This window comes from Paenibacillus sp. FSL H8-0282 (assembly GCF_037963825.1).
GTDB classification, from domain to species: domain Bacteria; phylum Bacillota; class Bacilli; order Paenibacillales; family Paenibacillaceae; genus Paenibacillus_AQ; species Paenibacillus_AQ odorifer.
Map to the genome: position 1 here is coordinate 4,279,363 of NZ_CP150146.1, position 17,846 is coordinate 4,297,208.

The window sequence follows — 17,846 nt, forward strand, 5'->3', positions numbered from 1 at the left end:
ATACGGAGGGAAATTCGCTTATTTATTTGTTTGTTTACTTAAATGCCCATAACTTCAAGCGTACCAAGGCTTCTTACAACTTAAAGTTTCGGAGCGGCTTTCCGTACTTTACCAAAACATGCCATAAGAGTTTTAATTCTTGAAGTACTTCTTTTTCGGTTCCTCGGTCCCGCCATGCTGAAGGATCATGCTTTAAGTGCATAGCAGCAGATCCAATCATGCTCGTATCGATATAACCGTCATGAGCAATACGCTTAGCCAAGGAGGGCATCGTAGGCCCTCTAAAATCTGAAGGCACTTCGTCTACCCACATCGCGAATCCCATGTGCCAATAGAGTTGGATGGCATACTGTAAACATATTTGCTCCAGGACTCGCCCTGTTGGAGTACCCTTGAATGAAGGATCGGCTACTAAGATTTCCACATCTTCCTTAAGACGGATGTTTCCATGAACTTGCGCTTCAATATAGTGGTTAAGATTACGTTTAGCTTCACCCTTTGAAGGGTCTGAAAACGGCATTGTGAGGTTGACCCGAAGATGGTCGACTAATTTTTGTGATTGAAGATCTTTTTCCCCTAGAGCGGAATCTCTTAAGAAAATCTCCTCTAGTAATGCCGCCATCATATCATCAAATTCTGCATATGTCCCTTTCTGTACAGGGTTTTGATGCGAATCCATATAGGTGTATGTACTGCGATAAGAAACCTCAGGGGATAGGAGGAAATAGCAGGAGCCAAAGCGCGGAGCTGGCCCATCCGAATGACGCATCAAATCAAGAGCGCCATATTTAGGGCGTTCGCTATTCGAAGCACCCTCTTGTTGGTATGCCCCTCCAAATAGTCTTTCCTCCCACAAATCACGTGGACCGCCAGAATAGGCTGATACACTACCACTGGATAACAAGGTCTCAAATTGGCTCTTGTACACGCCTTGCTCCAATAGCGCCTCTGCAACACTTTTCTTTACCGGATCTAGTCGATCTGGATGGAAATGTAGAGCAATCTTCGCATGTGACTTTATTTTGACCACAGCATCTTCAAACTCTTCCCGATCCACATTAGACATTTGAAGAATTTCATGGATGGTCTGAACTGCTTCACTTTTTCGAGTTCGCGCGTAATTCGTAACATATTCTAAAGCCGATAATTGTGACTCCGATAGTTCCTCAGTGAACTGAGACTCTCTTTTTTTATTGGCATTTGCATCGCCTTTCCACTCCATTGCTTATTCACTCCTTTCTAGACCCAGTACATAAGAAAAGAGACTTGATTTCTCCTCTCACTGTATCAAACGCTTCTTCACTTAAAACTTCATATCCTTACCATCGCAGATTCCGATAACTTTACATGGATCTCGAATGATATAAATTCAAGATCGAATGTTGATGGCTTGAACATCGTATGCGCGTTATGCGTAATCTTCCTTTTTCGCAGGAGTAATCAACTCGATTTGCTCGTAAGGTGCTGTCAAATAGGGACTCAAAACAAATACCATTCAGTTAACCGTCAGTGTCACAACCACTCAACCATAATTAGAGCGTCTCAGCCAATTTCCGAATCTTTGAGTGGGAAATTAAATATACATTGCCTATAATGTCGATTTTGCTGCCCTTCACACGTACAGCACCATCTTTGTCTGCCGCCACATAAATATCCATTTTTTCTGATAAAGGAAAACGCTCCTCAATCATTGCGGTGTTATCATGATCAAAATGAGCTTCAAAAGAAAAGTGATTAAGAGCCATACCTTCACAAACAGTGCATTCATCCACATATTCATCAGACATGTTCATCCCACCAGCACTTGTTCCCATTACAACAGCATTGCTTTTTTTAATCAAATCCGATAATTCATATTCCGTCAAAAGGTGCTTTTGGTCCCGAGCGGTTCCACCACATAAAAAAACGACAGAGGCGTTTTGAATTAATCGCTGGGCATCTTCCTTCTGCGTGCGGTCATCAATGAAATGATATTCATCAAAACAAATGTTAGCCTGATTAAACCATGTCCTTTCAAAAACACTATCAATATTAACTTGTTCATCACTAAAATTAGACGACTCAGCGCTAATCATAACCAGCGATTTTCTGTCTGTTATATCCTCATGCAACACATTGACTAGCTTCTCAGAAAAACCCTTATCATAAAACCAATCTAAGTAATAGTGAGTTTTCATCCGTAATTACCTCCATATGTAATATTTAAATTTATCCATTATGTTTATCAAAATCCATAGTGCCAGACAAGATAAAAATGTCTATAGTAATATAAATTTAGCGGCATAATCAAGGTTTTTTATCTGCGCTTGATCCACACTAAGCTTATCCGGAGTGGAAATGGGCCATGTATTTTTGTTCTGCACCGATTATCTTCACCTCCTTTTATACCATGGATATCGTACCATATAATGGAATTCAATAAATCTTACAAATTTATTAAAACAAAAAAATGCCAGAATCATTAGTACCTTCGGTGAATAGCAAAAAGACTTACTCGAGGTATCGATCCCTTCAAGTAAGTCTTTATTTCTAAAATTATAAAGATACTAGTCCCTTAAACGAAAACATACTCCCCATCACCAATCGAAATCTTCTTCCCTTTCAGGTCTAACGAATCCGTTTCAAAAACCACCTGCTTGAATTGGTTCTCGTCTCCTTGCACGAAAGCAAATGATCTATCGCCAATCTTAAGGCTGAAGGTATCATCCTCTGACTTCGTAACTGGCAGTCCGAATATCGTTCCCCAATGGTTGGCTGCAGCTTCAGGATCGGAGACATGGAATTCAGCACGCACGATTTCGACTTCTCCCGCAGGATGAGGCTTAATGACTCCAGATGATGTTAATCTTTCCACTCGCTCTGTATCCGTTCCGCTCCATTGAATGATGAACGGATAGACCAGTCCCCCAAAGTCACCAGCAATGGTCATCATCCGCCACTCTATTAATCTTCCCTCGTTATCTAGACGCTTACCATCGATAATTGGAGATAATGATAAGCCTGCTGCTTTCAGGGAAGCCGCTACTTCTTCAATATCATCCGTCCGGATGACTACTCTACTTAGAACTTCATGTTCTGGTAGAAGTTTTACTGCATCTTTCACCACTAAATTATGTTCAGTTGCCTTTGCCAGCTCAAGATTCTCAATGCCCAGAAACTCGAGATAGGTTAGCCCAAAGTAACTTAAGGCATTATAGGTTCCCCAATCTTTATGAGAGCCTCCCTTAAAAGCAACCAATCCATGAGCTCCAAAGATCTCAACCGGTTTGGCCAAATCATTGACATAGTGAACTAAATGATCCCATTTCATCGTTGCCATGATTACTTCACTCCCAGCTCAGTAGTACGTTTTACGGCTGCCAGAACACTTCTTTGCAGACCCGCTGCGAAATCACTGTTGTTTAATTCGTACAAGCCATGCATGCCGACACCGCCAGGTGAATTATTAATATCCAGCAGCTGTCGTGGATGCAGCCCTGTCTGTTGCAGCATTGCTACCGAGCCCATCATATTCTCCAGTGCAACCTTCCAGGCTTGGTCACGCGGCAGTCCTGCAAGTACACCTGCATCTACGAGAGATTCAATGAAATAATAGATATAGTTAGGACCCGCCACACCAAATCCAGTGAAAACATCCATTAACGCCTCATCCAGATATTGTACTTTTCCAAAGCCGAGTAGGAAATGCTCCACTTGATCACGAGTAGCATAAGCATTTAACGCTACACCACTATAGCCATATCCTGTATCGGTTAAAGTATTGGGGATAACCCGGATAATGGACCGTTCAACTCCAAAATACCCAGCTAATTGATCATTTGTCACACCCGCCACAATCGATACGATTGCGGCAGAAGCTGTAGCGAATTGTTGTACGTTCTGACCAAGTGTAGTTAAATCATCCTGTGGGCGAACTGCCACTACAATCACATCTGCTGTAGACAGGTTATGCTCTTGCGAACTCTCCGTATCTACACCGTATTTGGTATTCAAAAACTGCAGACGCGTTTCATTAATATCCGATACACTAATTTGATTTACAGACAAGGTGTTATTCGCTATACATGCGCGGATGATCGCTTCCGCCATCTGTCCGCCACCAATAAAATGAATCTTTTCTTTGGTCACTCCGTTCACTTCCTTAATTAATTGTTGTCCCAAGCTTCAGGTAGAATGAAACCATCATATTTTTCTAATCCAAGAATATATTCTTCAAACTCTTTGGATTCATAAGCAGCTTTCAAATCTTTAGCCCACTGAGAATTTTCATCCTTTTTATTAACCGATACGATAATTCTGTGTTCCATAGGTGTGTTTTCTATTTTCAAAGCATCCGTAATCTTTCTGTCCGAATTAGCAATATAATTACCATTTACAACGCCATAATCAACATCTTGAAGGGAGACAAGGATTTGAGCGGGGTCCAATATTTTAATATCAATATTATATTTATCCGGTTCCATACTATTAATATTAAAATCCGCTACGCCTGCCCCTTCTTTAATTTTGACCCAACCCAATTCTTCCAGAATACGCAGTGCACGCTCTTGGTTTACCGGATCGTTCGGAACAGCTACGGTTGTACCGTCTTTAACATCGTCTAGCGTGGTATGATTTACAGAATAAAGACCTTGTGGAGCACCTGGAACATAAGCAATTCCGACCATATCTGCATTGATTTCTTCGTTAATGGCCTCCATATAAGCTGTACTTTGGAATATGCTTGCGTCAATGGAGCCTTCCTTCATTGCTGGATTGACCTGCATGTTTTGCGAGAAGGTTTTAATGTCAACGGAATACCCTTGTTTCTCTAGAATCGGTAGAATCGATTGGCGGAATTGTTCCTCATAGGTTCCGACACCAAATCCAACGGTAAGCTTTTTCTTATCTCCAGAATCCCCCGCCTCTTTATTGCCACAAGCCGTCAACACTGCAAGAACACCTATCATCATCACTAACATTAACTTTTTCATACTTACTTCCCCTATTCCAATATAGATTTTTTAAATTGTGCCAACGCTTCATCCGTCACATTGAGTGGGATTGCGCAATTTGGAGATAGAATAAACGGCTGGTCTTTCATTAACTTTAATGCATCTTCAGCTTGCTGCTTGATTTGGGCAATATCGTTTACCGCAAACAACCCATGATCGACTCCACCCACTTTAGTAGCCTTGAGATTTGCCTCTAACCCTGGATTCCCCTCGGCTACCGTATCCCAACTGATCCCGTCAATCCGATAATCGTTAAACTTCTCAGGCTGGGCGTAGGCTCCACAAGTATGAAGAATGTTTTTTCCATAGCTCGCTGCTTCTAAAACAATAGAATCATAAGGTCTGGACAGTTCGTCAAACATAGCTTCATCAAATAATCCTGGGTGAGCTGTGCCCGTCACTGCGTAGAACAAACCGTCAGAACCCGCTTGCTGTAACTCTTGTACATAATCGGCTAAGGTTAAGGAAATCGCATGTAGCGCATGATGTGCTGCCGCTCGATGTTCTTTAAACAAGGATTCCAAAGTTACCGGGTGCTCAATACCAAACACCGTTTTAGTAACGTAAGCAGAACGCCCTACAATAAATAGCAACACTGTTAATGGTGAAAATACAGTTTGGATTAGCGGGGTGTCTGGTAACCCTTGACGAATTTTTCTAACCGCATCTAAATGCTCTGCCAAAGGGGCTGACTGGACTGCCTTTTTGACGTCGATATCCCACAGACTAGCCGCTGTTGGAATAGCCGTCGTTTGCTGTCTCGGAAATACGGTCTGATAATCCGTAAAATCGTATTGATTCCCCCAAGCTTCCGCCAGATAAGTCGCTCTTGGATTAATCTTGACCCAATCCCAATCATATTTTTTCGTAAAAGAAATCGTAGTTTCTGCTAAATCATCTGCAGTTTGTTCTTTGTCGATAAAATGGCGCCAACCACTTCCGATTGGACGATCCGCCCGTTCTCCAGATAATAATGCGTTAAAACGATCTTGCTTACTCCATTCACTCATCTGTCGAGTCCCTCCCAGAATATGTAGTAACTAGTAACGGCGAATTTTTCTTGCTAGCGTGTTGCCTAAAGATTGAATACCTTGCACTAAAATAATGAGGATAATCACGGTGGCTACTACGACAACAGTGTCAAAGCGTTGGTATCCATATACGATCGCCAAGTCTCCCACGCCGCCTCCCCCTACCGTTCCAGCCATTGCAGTTGCACCTATCAAACCAATCGTCGCTGTAGTAAGAGACAGGATTAAGGATCCAACCGCCTCTGGCAATAAAAAGTACCAAATGACTTGAAAAGGAGTGGCTCCCATCGCCTCAGCGGCTTCAAGGATTCCCGGATTCACTTCAAGCAGTGAGTTCTCTACCAACCGTCCTATATAAGGTGCGATATAGATAATCAAGGGTACGATCGCTGCGCTTGTCCCAATTGAAGTATGAACAATCAATCGTGTGAAAGGCACAATCGCAACCAGTAAAATAATAAAAGGCAATGAGCGAATGATGTTGATAATTGGATTTAGTACGGCGTAAAGCGCTTTGTTCTCCAAAACCCCACCCGGACGAGTGATGACAAGCAATATCCCAAATGGGATCCCAATCAGGGAACCAACAAACAAGGAGAACCCTACCATTTGAATTGTTTCTATAATCGCCTGCAGAAATTGATCACCTGTTACTGTGGTCGAAAACATTAGATTCTACCTCCTCTACACCGACTCCATTTCTTGTTAAGAAAGATAATGCATTGTTAATCTCTGCTGCCTCACCATCGAATTGAATGATCACTGTTCCCAGTGTTGTTTCTTGAATCTCCGTCGTATTCGCAAATAAAATATTGACCTTTATATCGCAGGAGCGAATCATTTCAAACAGGATAGGCTCAGAGGCACTTGCTCCCACAAAATTAAGCTTGTACAGCTGACTTCCGGGTTCTGTTTTGATAGATTTCCGCACGCTAGAGGTCATGCTATTTTGAATAACCGTCTTCACGAAATTTTGCGTGGTCAGATGTTTTGGACTTCCGAATACATCTAGAACACTTCCTTGCTCAATAATCCGGCCTTCTTCCATGACAGCTACCTTGTTACAAATCTCTTGAATCACGGACATTTCATGTGTAATGATCATCACGGTAATGTTGTATTCAGCATTGATTTTTTTTAATAGCTGTAAGATAGAATGTGTGGTCTGTGGATCTAAGGCAGAGGTCGCTTCGTCACATAAAAGGATAGACGGATTCGAGGCAAGCGCTCTGGCAATCCCGACACGTTGCTTCTGACCACCTGATAGCTCACTCGGGTAACTCCCCGCTTTGTCACTTAATCCAACAAACTCTAGCAGCTCCATTACCCGCTGGCGGATTTCATTTTTATTCTTTTTTAGGAGAACTAGAGGGATCGCCACATTATCAAATACTTTTTTAGACTCTAATAGATTAAAATGTTGAAAAATCATTCCGATATTTTTCTTAGCGGTACGCAACTCTTTATCGTTGTATGTTCCCAAATCACGTCCAGCGACCATAACTTGTCCTTTGGTGGGTCTTTCCAAATAATTGACTAAACGAATTAATGTACTTTTCCCAGCACCGCTATAGCCGATAACCCCGAATATATCGCCTTTTTCGACCTTTAAATCGATTCCTTTAAGAGCATCAATAGTGGTCCCTTTCCGAGTGAACGATTTGTAAACATTCTTTAATTCAATCATTTCCATTCCCCTCAATCATCTTTAGGATTAAGCTTCCTCTTGCAGCTTCACCAGCGCTTGTTCTGCCAATAAAGCGAAGTACTTAGCAGCTGGCAATATCGCAGCTTCATCAACATCGAAACGAGGGTGATGTAAGGGATAGGCTGGACCCGATCCTATATTCACAAAAGCACCCGGTATCTGTTGTAAATAAAAAGAGAAATCTTCTCCACCCATCTGTGGAGGAATATCATGTACTTCATAGCCGAAATCTGAGGCGATCTCTTTGGTAAAGTCCGCCCATTCCCCATGATTTATCGTTGCGGGTGGACCTGGATACCAGTGTAACTGGGCCTCTGCCCCAGCTCCCGCAGCAATCCCTTCGATAAGACGAGTCATTTGTATTGGAATATTGCGGCGAATCTCTTCATTGTAAGTTCTTACTGTACCTTCTAATTCGACTTTTTCCGGCAATACATTCCATGTGAAGCCTCCATTAATTCGGGTAACACTTAACACTACTGGTTCCGTGGTGCTGTTTTGGCGACTTACGATGGTTTGTAGTGCGGTAATGATCTGAGCCGCAGTTACAATCGTATCCACACCTTTTTCAGGATAAGCAGCATGAGCGCCGACACCTTTTATTGTAATTTCATACCGGTCAACACCGGCTGTTAAAGCTCCTGTTCTTGTTCCAAAAGCTCCCGTAGGCAAGTCAGGTGAATTATGGAGACCAAATATAGCCGCCACATCCTGGAGTCCTCCCGAGGCTAAGACGCTTTCCGCCCCATGCCCTGTTTCTTCCGCGGGTTGAAACAATACTCTAACCTTTCCAGGTAGTTCATTTTCACGAGCCTTTAATAATAATGCAGCACCTAAAATAGTAGCCGTGTGAAAATCGTGACCACAGGCATGCATCTTTCCTGGGATCTCTGAGGCAAAGGACAATTCAGTTTGTTCCTCTATGGGAAGTGCATCAATATCACAACGAATGGCCACTATGGGTCCGTGACCCTGCCCGATCTCTGCGATGAGTCCGGTTTGTAAAGGCAAGTCAAGGATGTGAATATTGGCTTGGGTCAGCCATTCCCGTAATTTTGTTGTGGTTTTAAACTCTTCATACGCTAATTCAGGCTCACGATGCAGGTTTCTGCGAACCTCTATTAATTGATTAGCTAAAGCTTGCTCAACCTCATTTAGTGGTTTCATAGGTGATGTACTCCCCTTTCGTTATGCTTCCAGCTTTTCTTCAATCCCTTTGATGCGATCAAGCGCAGTCGATAGACTGCTTAAAATATGATCTTGCATGGCTTTTTCAGCACCATCTTCATTTTTAGCAGCGATCATTTGTAAAATAAGATCATGTTCTTCATCCGCTTGTGTGTTCCAATCCCCATGCATAGAGACGAATCGACAATAACGAAGCGAATGATCTCTTAATTGATTCAGAACCTTCTCGAAGGTTTTTAGTTCGCTGATTTCTGATAAATAATCATGGAACTCAAATCCATATGTAACAAAATTCTGATTATCACCAAGCTGGAACGAGTGTTTCATTTTTGTAATCATCGTCGTTAAATTCACAATATCTTTCTCTGTGGCATGCTTAGCTGCACTTCTTGCAATATAGCCTTCAAGCATGCTGCGAATAAGAAATATTTCTTCAACCTCTTTAAGGGTTACTGAAGCTACCCGCAGTCTTCCATTTGGCTGTCGAACCAGAAAATCCTCGTTCTCCAGTCTCTGTATCGCCTCTCTTAGAGGTGTGCGGCTGACCCCGAGCAAGGCCGCCAAATTTTCTTCATTTACAGGTTGATTCGGTTCAAACTCGCTATCAATAATTTTTTGTTTTAATTCATAGTAGGTATTATCCTTTGATAACCTTCGTGATCGTATCGCCATTTCTATACTGCTCCTCATCGATAATCTGTGGGGTCCGAATCCCAATAATATATTTGTATAATTGTATACAATTATTAGTTAAGAATGGATTGGTTAGTTACATTCCCTTCCATACCGTTCAAGCTTTTTTATACTATATTCCAATTATTCCACCTAGTCAAGTAGGAATTAAAAATCAATTTAATCCCCTCTTTTCAACACAAAAAAACCCTACAACCCTCAGGGGTTGTAGAGCTATTTTTGGATAAATAAATTTCAGAATTAGAAGGAAATAATCCCCGAGGTATGGAGTAGCACTAGGAACACTAGGATCGGCGCCACATAACGGAGCATAAACAGCCAAACACGGAACCAGCGCGCCTGTAGTCCAGCGGCTTCCGCTGCACCTTTCCAGAAATAACCGGCGAAGATGGTAATCAGCAGACCTCCAAGCGGCAGCATAATGTTAGAGGTGATAAAGTCCAGCCCATCAAATAGAGATTTGCCACCAATTGTTAGCTCCGGGAACATTCCCAGTGACATCGCTAAAGGAATACTAAGAAGGAAACAGATCAGCGTCAAAATCCAAACCGAACGTTTCCGGCTCCAATTCCAGCGCTCCATTGTGAAGGATACAGGCACTTCAAGCAGCGATACAGCTGAGGTTAGAGCAGCAATCGCCAGCAAGATAAAGAACAAACCGCCGAAGAGCGCACCAAAAGGCATAGCCGAGAAAGCGGCTGGCAAAGCGATAAAAATCAGCGAAGGCCCCTGATCAGGAGCAATACCAAATGAGAACGTCGTCGGAAAAATAATCAAGCCTGCGATAAACGCGTATAACAAATCTCCTGCACCGATTGCGATTGCAGCGGTACCCAGCGATTGTTTTTTATCAACATAAGATCCGTAAGTCAGGAGAATCCCCATCCCGAGCGATAATGAAAAGAAGGCATGTCCCAATGCAACTAGCGCAGATTCCGCTGTCAACACTGAAAAGTCCGGTTTTAGGAAAAAAGATACCCCTGCGGATGCACCCGGTAAGGTTACTGCGCGAATCATTAACACCACAAGGAGTACGACCATACCAGGAATTAATACTTTGTTAAATTTCTCAATCCCGCCTGATACGCCAAGGATGACTACACCCGCCGTAATCAGAATGGCTATCCCCTGCCAAACGATCGGCATATATCCGGAGACAAACGAATTGAATTCGCCTGCATAATCAGTAGTGCTGAATAGTTGTCCATTAAAAGCAATCATCGAATAGTTCAGCGTCCAGCCAGCAACAATAATATAAAAGGAGAGAATTAGAAACGGCGCAAGTACCTGCAACATTCCAGCTGCAAACCAACTCTTCCCGCCTCCAGCCCGCATAAAAGAGGTCGCCGCGCTACCACGCCCGCTGCGTCCGATAGCCAGTTCTGCCAACAGCACCGGTAACCCTATCAGCACTAAACAGACGATGAAAAGCAGGAAAAAAGCTGCCCCCCCATTTTCTCCTGTAATATAAGGAAACTTCCACATATTCCCTAGCCCAACCGAGCTGCCGATGGCGGCAAAAATAAAGCCCGCGGAAGAGAAGCGTTCCTCCTTCTCCGAGAGAAGATTTTTGTTACCCTTCATTTGATTCATTATAACGCCCCGTTTTCTTTTTTAGACCTCATTATAGCTTAAGTAACAAAGCACGTCATATGGAAATTTTCTGACTATTTTTATAACCACTCGAATTCTCTGTTTGTAAACGCTTATATTATTTATTCAGCTCTTGAATCTCATTATATCCACTAATGTCGTGCCTCATTGCTTCAATGAAACGGATTGTCTAAATCCTGACAATATTTTTAACAAAAAAGGCTCCCACTAAGGGAGCCTTTTCTAAACATTATTTGCGGACAGAGAGAATGAACCTCTCAAGCTTAGCTGTATCGGTTATGCTCCGATTACATTCCTGATTATCCAGACATACGTATTGACCCACAGCAGAAATATTATCCGGCGAAACGTTCACATTCTTGGTCTTAACATAAAAGAATGCAAGCTCTTGATGCCGATTGCAGAACATGCAGTACCCTTTTTTGTGCGTTGGTGTGATTCTACCCTCAATACCAATGAACTGTCCTTCGTACGGATAGATAATGAATAATTTATTACTGGCAATATCTATCCAACTCAAATACGTTATGTTGCGATAGTCGATGAGTTGTAGATCAGGTACTTTCAGTTTCTTATTCTTAGGGAATAGCTTCTGAATCTGCTTCAGCGTAATCGTCGGATATGACTCTAGGTATGGTTCTAATTCACTAAGATATCTCTGGAAATCTTCTGCAGTTTCGAAGGTCGATATTTGTTCCAGCATCTGCTTGTGATTCTCCGTAAGAGAAGGAAATGCCTCAATAATGTTCGTAGCAGCACTATATCTTACAGTCTCCAAGACTCTACGATCCGCAACGGTTCGCAGGGTATGCAGAACAAATTTCGTTTGTTTCTTAATTAAGTTATATTGATGGTTTCTAATAAATGGTGTACACATCGCTTTTCAGCCCCTTATTTATATTAAAAGTTCATAAGGTGCAAAGCCCATTTATAGAAACGATAAAATTAAGTTGGGCGATATATCCATCCATCGCACCTCACGCAAAGTATCGCCCTATATTAGGCTTTGCGTGAGGAACTTCTAGCTAATGGGCATTTCAACATTAGCACTGTACCACCTCCGAGCATATTTCATGCCAAAAGTATAGCACCGTATTTTAGAAGGCGCAATTCATCTGGGAATGCTTATTTGCATGCCATACCTACAAAAAAAGGGAGCTACATGGACTAGTCCAGTAACTCCCTCTTTTTTGACTATTCTTTTACTGCTCCGACTACAATCCCTGTCACAAAATAACGTTGCAGGAATGGATAAACCAACAATATTGGTAGCGCACTTATGAAAATCTGTGAAGCCCGTATGGTTCGTTGAGACAAGTTAGCTACAGCTGACGGATCAAGCTTGGACATATCTGCCTGAACGATAATGGTCTGCATAAACGTCGCCAGTGGCAGCTTATCCGAATCTCTGATATAGATTATACCGTCAAAGTAAGAGTTCCAATGGCCCACCATCATGAATAGGGAAACTGTTGCAATGACTGGTAAGGAGACTGGTAAATATATTTTCAAAAAGGTCTTAAAATGTCCTGCTCCATCAATAAAGGCTGCTTCCTCAAGGTCCTTAGGTACACCACGGAAGAAGTTCAGCAGCAAAATGATGTTAAATACGGCTACCAATCCAGGTAGGATAAGTGCCATCAAAGAATTCATCAGCCCGAGCTTTAGAATCAGGATATATCCCGGAATCAGACCCCCACTGAACAGCATGGTTACGACAAAATACCAAAGATAGATATTACGCGCCCGGAAAACTCTAGTTTCCTTAGAAAGAGCATAGGCTGCAACCGTATTTACTACCAGTGCAAGTGCTGTTCCTAGTATTGTCCGCTCTACCGACACCCACAGGGATGTAAGAAAATTAGTGTTGTTAAAAGTTTTTGCATAGGCCTCCAAAGTGAAGCCAATTGGCCAAAAGGTGACCAACCCAGCATTGGCTGGGGCGGACGCACTAAGAGATACCATGAGTAAGTGATACAATGGCAGCAAGCAGAGCACCGAAAGGATAGTTAGGAGCACATTATTGAATATGCTAAATATTCGATATGGAAGGGTTTTATGGTACATTTGTTGTCATCCTTTCTAGAAAATTCTGTACCCTGCAAATCTATAGGCAAGTCGGTATGAAATAACGATTAGAATTAAACTAATTGCTGATTTAAAAAGATTAACTGCGGTCGCAAAGCTGAATTGTCCGCTGAGAAGACCTTCTCTATATACAAAGGTATCAATGATATCCCCTTGTTGATAGATCAAAGGACTATATAGGTTAAATACCTGGTCAAAGTTGGCGTTCAATACATTGCCCAGTGCCAAGGTCGCAATTACAATAGCAATTGGAATAAGTGCTGGTATGGTAATATACATCGTTTGCTTCCAGCGACCTGCCCCATCCACTTCAGCAGCTTCATAAAGTGATGGATTAATGCCGGATAGCGCAGCTAGGAAAATGATCGTGTTGAAACCAAATTCTTTCCAAACATCACTGGCTATGATGGTAAATCGGAACCAGTTGCCGTCCCCTAGAAAAAAGATCGGTTTTATGCCGAAAATGGACGAAATAAACTGATTCACGATCCCTGTTTGTGCTAGGATATCGATCAGAATTCCTGAAAGGGTAACCCATGACAAGAAATGCGGTAGATAGACGAGTGTTTGAATAGATCTTTTAAGGCCCATATTCCTTACCTCATTAAGCAACAAGGCGAATATAAAAGGAATAATCAGGTTCAAAACAATTTTGGAGCAAGCAAAAAACAGTGTGTTCCAGGTAATTTGCAGGAAGTAATCGTTCTCCCACATGTACCTAAAATGCTTAAGTCCGACCCATTCGGAATCAAAAAATCCTAATGCAGGCTTATAATCCTGAAATGCCATGAGTATTCCTGACATGGGGATATAAGAAAAAATAAAAACCATAATTGCCGCCGGTAATACCATGAAGTGGAGCACCCATGGTTGTTTATAGCCTTTTTTTCTTTTTCTTTTTATACTTGGTTTATTTTCCAGGCCTACCTGCTGTATTGAATTAGCCTCCATAGCTCTCTCCTGTTCCCAAAAAAAATATTTTGTGTGTGATGGGGATCTCTGCTATAAATAGTATCAGGCGTTTCTCAGGTTTGACTATATAACATTGTTAGGCTTGATATGGTTTTATTAGGACATCATCTGGAGGGTACATTTATGAATATTTGGAAGCGCTTTACATCCCTGAGAGAATTAACACAATCCCGGTTTAGTTTGTTTGCCAAAATAAACTGCCTGATCATACTCTTGTTCATCCCCATTATTATCATGTATACCTTTTCAAATAACGTCACATACGATGTTGTAAGCAAAGAGCTGCAGGTGTCCAATACGAAGCAGCTCACTTTTCTGTCCAGTCAAATTGATTCGCGTATTAATCAGATGATGGACTTCACCCTTATCCTTTCTAGAGATCCCAATGTCAGAGCCTTCAACGGATTAAACATTTGGGCGGATCGATATGATCAGATGCAGACCCGGTATGTCATTCAGGAAAAGATGGTGCTTCAATCCGGGGTTGCAGATATTTGGCCTGCCAGATATGCCGTACATTCACAGCAAAATAAAGATGTCATCTCCAACTACAATCGAGCATTTGGGTATGATGAGGATTACTTAAAAAGAAATATGAGTGGAAAATGGACGTATGGCGATCACAGCTTGGAATCTAAAGACGAGTTAAAATCCTTCTACTGGTTCTATACAGATTCCTTAGCTCAGCCGGGGATGTTGACGGGAAGCAACTTGGTGATTGAGGCCAGCTTCAGTTATGAGAATATTCAGAACATGCTGGATACGTACAAGGAAGGTGGACAAGGTGATCCTTTTCTCTATCATAAAGGGAACTCGCCAATTCTGAATCGCAGTGCGGACAAGCAGCTATCTGAAGAACTCATTCGTTACCTGGATAAACACTCACCTGAGAATACTACCCAGGATGTAGTCAAACTCAATGGCAAGAACTACTTGGTCAGCTCTGTGAAGTCCTCCTATTTGGATTGGAATTTAATAGATGTTGTCCCTCTATATCAAATCCTAAAACCCATTTCGCTCAGTCAGGATTTGTTCTATATCTCGATGATTTTGCTGTTTGTTATGGGAATTTCCGCTTCCATATTACTATACAGAAATGTTCAATATCCTATCAAAAAGCTAATTAAAGGCTTACGGCGCGTGCAGCGTGGAGATTATTCTGTACGTCTTCATAACGAGGGCCGGAACGAGTTTTCGTTTCTATTCCATCGCTTTAATGATATGTCCCATCAAATTCAAGACCTGATAGAGAATGTGTTCAATGAGAAAATCCGTGCCCGCGAAGCTACACTTAAGCAACTGCAGGCGCAAATCAATCCGCATTTTCTCTATAACTGCCTTGGTTATATTATCAATATGGCCCAAATGAAGGATGAGGACGCTGTCGTCTCCATGGCTTATAATTTAAGTGCTTACTACCGTTATACTACCCGAATGGAACGGGAAACCGCGTCACTGGATGAAGAAATCAAGCTGCTCGTCAACTATTTGGATATTCAAAAGCTGCGCAATGCCAGAATTGATTATCATATCGAAATCCCTGAGAACATGTTAAGCCAGTCTGTGCCACGTCTAATGCTACAACCTATTGTGGAGAATTCAGTCATTCACGGAGTGGCCAAATCGTATTCATCGGGTGAGATCAGCATTAGTGGTGAGATTTCGAACGGCTTCTGCAAGATCTACATTGATGACGACGGACCTGGCTTGAATCCGGAGCAGCTGGAAGCTTTGAATCGTAAAATGCAGGAGCCATTGCAGGAAGAAATGGGCTGCGGGCTCTGGAATACGAATCAGCGGATCATGCACCTGTTCGGCAATCAATCCTGTCTAACCTTTAAACCATCCCCTCTTGGAGGTTTCCGAACAGAGATTATCTGGGAAATCCCTACGGAGGATGAATATTCTAAATTTAAGAATCATCAAGGAGAATAACAACATGCAAATGATTATAGTAGACGATGAAGCACACTGGGTAGATAATCTTGCCATGACTAAACCCTGGCATACGCTAGGCATTGAACAGGTGCATAAAGCGTATTCGGCACGTGAAGCACTACAAATTATCGATACCAACCCTATTGATATTGTGATCTCGGATATCCAAATGCCCGAAATGACGGGAATTGAATTAATAGAGCGGATAAGAAAACGTGATAAAAAGATTAAATGTATTATTTTATCAGGCCATTCGGAGTTCGATTACGCCAAAAAAGCACTTCAGCATAATGCCGTCGATTACTTGCTTAAGCCACCTACCGATGATGAAATTATCGGTGCAGTCAAAACTGCCATCGAGCAATTGAACACAGAATGGGAACTTATCAGTTCGCTTAAAAGAACCCAGTTTACCCTTCGTGAGAATCTGCCGCTTTTACGTGGTCAACTGCTGCTTGATGCCTTGCAAGGTCATCAATTTCAAGCTGGCGAATGGGAACGGAAGCTCGTAACTTATGATTTGCCCTTCCATTCTGGCGATTGCGCTTTGATGCTTGTACGCATGGAAGAAGAATTTAGCCATTATAACAATAATGATCAAACCTTAATTGAATATGCCATCATCAATATGGCTGAAGAGATTATGGGTGAGTTTATGCAGGTCTGGGGCGTTAAAGAGGAACATGGATATCTTGTGTTTCTGCTTCAGCTTAAAGAGAAAGGATCCGACATCGGCAAAGAAACCATCCTAGAAAAGCTTTCTTTACAGCTTCAGTATAAGGTTAAGCAATTTCTGAAAGGTTCCCTGTCCATAGTAATCACCGAGTGGTTCCAGTTTCCCGAGAAGGTGTCGAGCCGTTTCCGTCAGGCTACAGCTTATTTCCGGCAGATCGTGGGAGACGAGCGCGAATTCGTAATGCGGGTCAGCGAATTTGAACCTTCCACTACCCAAGGACCTTTGGATGCCCTTTACACCCCGCCGACACTAATACACCTGCTTGAAAGTGGGCATTGGGATGCTGCGCAAGAGAAACTACTCGCTGTCTGCGCGGAGCTGGATGAGAAATGGTCTGAATCGTGGGAGCATTGCATGGAGGCCGGTTTTTTAATCACTGCATCCTTCACGAATCTCGCACACCGAAATGGGCATACTCTAGCTAACTTAGCGGGAGACGATCTCGGTTGGTTGCAAAGCGGTGAAGCGTTCTCGACCATCGGTAAACTTAGAAAATGGTCCCTGAGCATTCTGAGCAAATTGAAAGAGGGAACGTCTAACGAAATTAAAGACATCAGGTCTGAATATGTGAAAAAGATTCAAGATTTCACAGACAAAAACCTGCATTTAGATGTTTCATTACGGGTTCTGGCTGACCATGTAAACCTCCATCCGACTCATTTATCAAAAATTTATAAGATTGAAACGGGTGAAGGAATAAGCGATTATATCTCGCGCCTGCGCATGGATCGCGCCTGCCATAAGCTGAAGACTACCTCTAAAAAAGTCTATGAAATCAGCATGGAGATTGGCTATATGGACCCTGCTTATTTTATAAAAGTGTTCAAACGACAGTTCGGAGTAACGCCGCAGGAATATCGAGACAATAATAAATAGCATGATAG

16 protein-coding genes are annotated in these 17,846 nt (G+C 42.3%); 2 read left to right on the forward strand and 14 right to left on the reverse strand.

All coding sequences use genetic code 11. The features are described from left to right. Nucleotides 1–73: 73 nt before the first annotated feature. The 14 genes from NST94_RS18495 to NST94_RS18560 all read right to left on the reverse strand — a co-directional run bounded on the left by NST94_RS18495 (nt 74) and on the right by NST94_RS18560 (nt 14,267). Nucleotides 74–1,222 (reverse strand): DUF3626 domain-containing protein, encoded by a 1,149-nt coding sequence (locus NST94_RS18495; RefSeq protein WP_339281140.1) that lies wholly within the window; start codon nt 1,220–1,222, stop codon nt 74–76. A 310-nt stretch (nt 1,223–1,532) separates the two neighbouring features. After that, entirely contained in the window at nt 1,533–2,177 is a 645-nt protein-coding gene (locus tag NST94_RS18500; RefSeq protein ID WP_339281141.1) for a Type 1 glutamine amidotransferase-like domain-containing protein, read from the reverse strand. Between the two features lie 377 nt (nt 2,178–2,554). After that, the gene (locus NST94_RS18505) at nt 2,555–3,319 is read right to left on the reverse strand and encodes a VOC family protein (RefSeq protein WP_339281142.1); all 765 of its coding nucleotides are present in this window, start codon (nt 3,317–3,319) and stop codon (nt 2,555–2,557) included. Between the two features lie 2 nt (nt 3,320–3,321). Beyond that, a complete protein-coding gene (gene proC, locus NST94_RS18510; protein ID WP_339281143.1) occupies nt 3,322–4,128 on the reverse strand; it encodes a pyrroline-5-carboxylate reductase in 807 nt (268 codons plus the stop codon). Between the two features lie 17 nt (nt 4,129–4,145). Next, on the reverse strand, nt 4,146–4,973 hold the full coding sequence (locus NST94_RS18515) for a MetQ/NlpA family ABC transporter substrate-binding protein (RefSeq protein WP_076141012.1): 828 nt from the start codon (nt 4,971–4,973) through the stop codon (nt 4,146–4,148). Between the two features lie 11 nt (nt 4,974–4,984). Further along, nucleotides 4,985–6,004: a uroporphyrinogen decarboxylase family protein gene (locus NST94_RS18520; RefSeq protein ID WP_076304577.1), complete on the reverse strand. Its 1,020-nt coding sequence runs from the start codon at nt 6,002–6,004 to the stop codon at nt 4,985–4,987. A gap of 30 nt (nt 6,005–6,034) precedes the next feature. Next, complete coding sequence (locus NST94_RS18525; RefSeq protein ID WP_036688669.1) at nt 6,035–6,694, reverse strand: methionine ABC transporter permease; 660 nt, start codon at nt 6,692–6,694, stop codon at nt 6,035–6,037. After that, nucleotides 6,669–7,712, reverse strand: coding sequence for a methionine ABC transporter ATP-binding protein (locus NST94_RS18530; RefSeq protein ID WP_036688670.1), 1,044 nt, complete (start codon nt 7,710–7,712; stop codon nt 6,669–6,671). The genes NST94_RS18525 and NST94_RS18530 overlap by 26 nt, the downstream gene beginning before the upstream one ends. Before the next feature lie 27 nt (nt 7,713–7,739). Beyond that, nucleotides 7,740–8,900, reverse strand: coding sequence for an amidohydrolase (locus tag NST94_RS18535; RefSeq protein ID WP_339281144.1), 1,161 nt, complete (start codon nt 8,898–8,900; stop codon nt 7,740–7,742). A 21-nt stretch (nt 8,901–8,921) separates the two neighbouring features. Continuing rightward, nucleotides 8,922–9,593, reverse strand: coding sequence for a GntR family transcriptional regulator (locus NST94_RS18540; RefSeq protein ID WP_052097124.1), 672 nt, complete (start codon nt 9,591–9,593; stop codon nt 8,922–8,924). A gap of 261 nt (nt 9,594–9,854) precedes the next feature. Then, a complete protein-coding gene (locus NST94_RS18545; protein ID WP_076127152.1) occupies nt 9,855–11,207 on the reverse strand; it encodes a sodium-dependent transporter in 1,353 nt (450 codons plus the stop codon). 250 nt (nt 11,208–11,457) lie between these two features. After that, nucleotides 11,458–12,105, reverse strand: a complete 648-nt coding sequence (locus tag NST94_RS18550) for an elongation factor G-binding protein (RefSeq protein WP_036688678.1) — start codon at nt 12,103–12,105, stop codon at nt 11,458–11,460. Nucleotides 12,106–12,422: 317 nt separating this feature from the next. Continuing rightward, nucleotides 12,423–13,295 (reverse strand): carbohydrate ABC transporter permease, encoded by an 873-nt coding sequence (locus NST94_RS18555; protein WP_036688680.1) that lies wholly within the window; start codon nt 13,293–13,295, stop codon nt 12,423–12,425. A 15-nt stretch (nt 13,296–13,310) separates the two neighbouring features. Beyond that, nucleotides 13,311–14,267 (reverse strand): ABC transporter permease subunit, encoded by a 957-nt coding sequence (locus tag NST94_RS18560; protein ID WP_339281145.1) that lies wholly within the window; start codon nt 14,265–14,267, stop codon nt 13,311–13,313. A 144-nt stretch (nt 14,268–14,411) separates the two neighbouring features. On the opposite strand from NST94_RS18560, the gene NST94_RS18565 reads away from it, so the two are divergent. Both NST94_RS18565 and NST94_RS18570 read left to right on the forward strand, forming a co-directional pair. Continuing rightward, the gene (locus NST94_RS18565; RefSeq protein ID WP_036688684.1) at nt 14,412–16,223 is read left to right on the forward strand and encodes a sensor histidine kinase; all 1,812 of its coding nucleotides are present in this window, start codon (nt 14,412–14,414) and stop codon (nt 16,221–16,223) included. Nucleotides 16,224–16,227: 4 nt separating this feature from the next. Continuing rightward, on the forward strand, nt 16,228–17,838 hold the full coding sequence (locus tag NST94_RS18570) for a response regulator (protein WP_076182774.1): 1,611 nt from the start codon (nt 16,228–16,230) through the stop codon (nt 17,836–17,838). Nucleotides 17,839–17,846 lie beyond the last annotated feature (8 nt).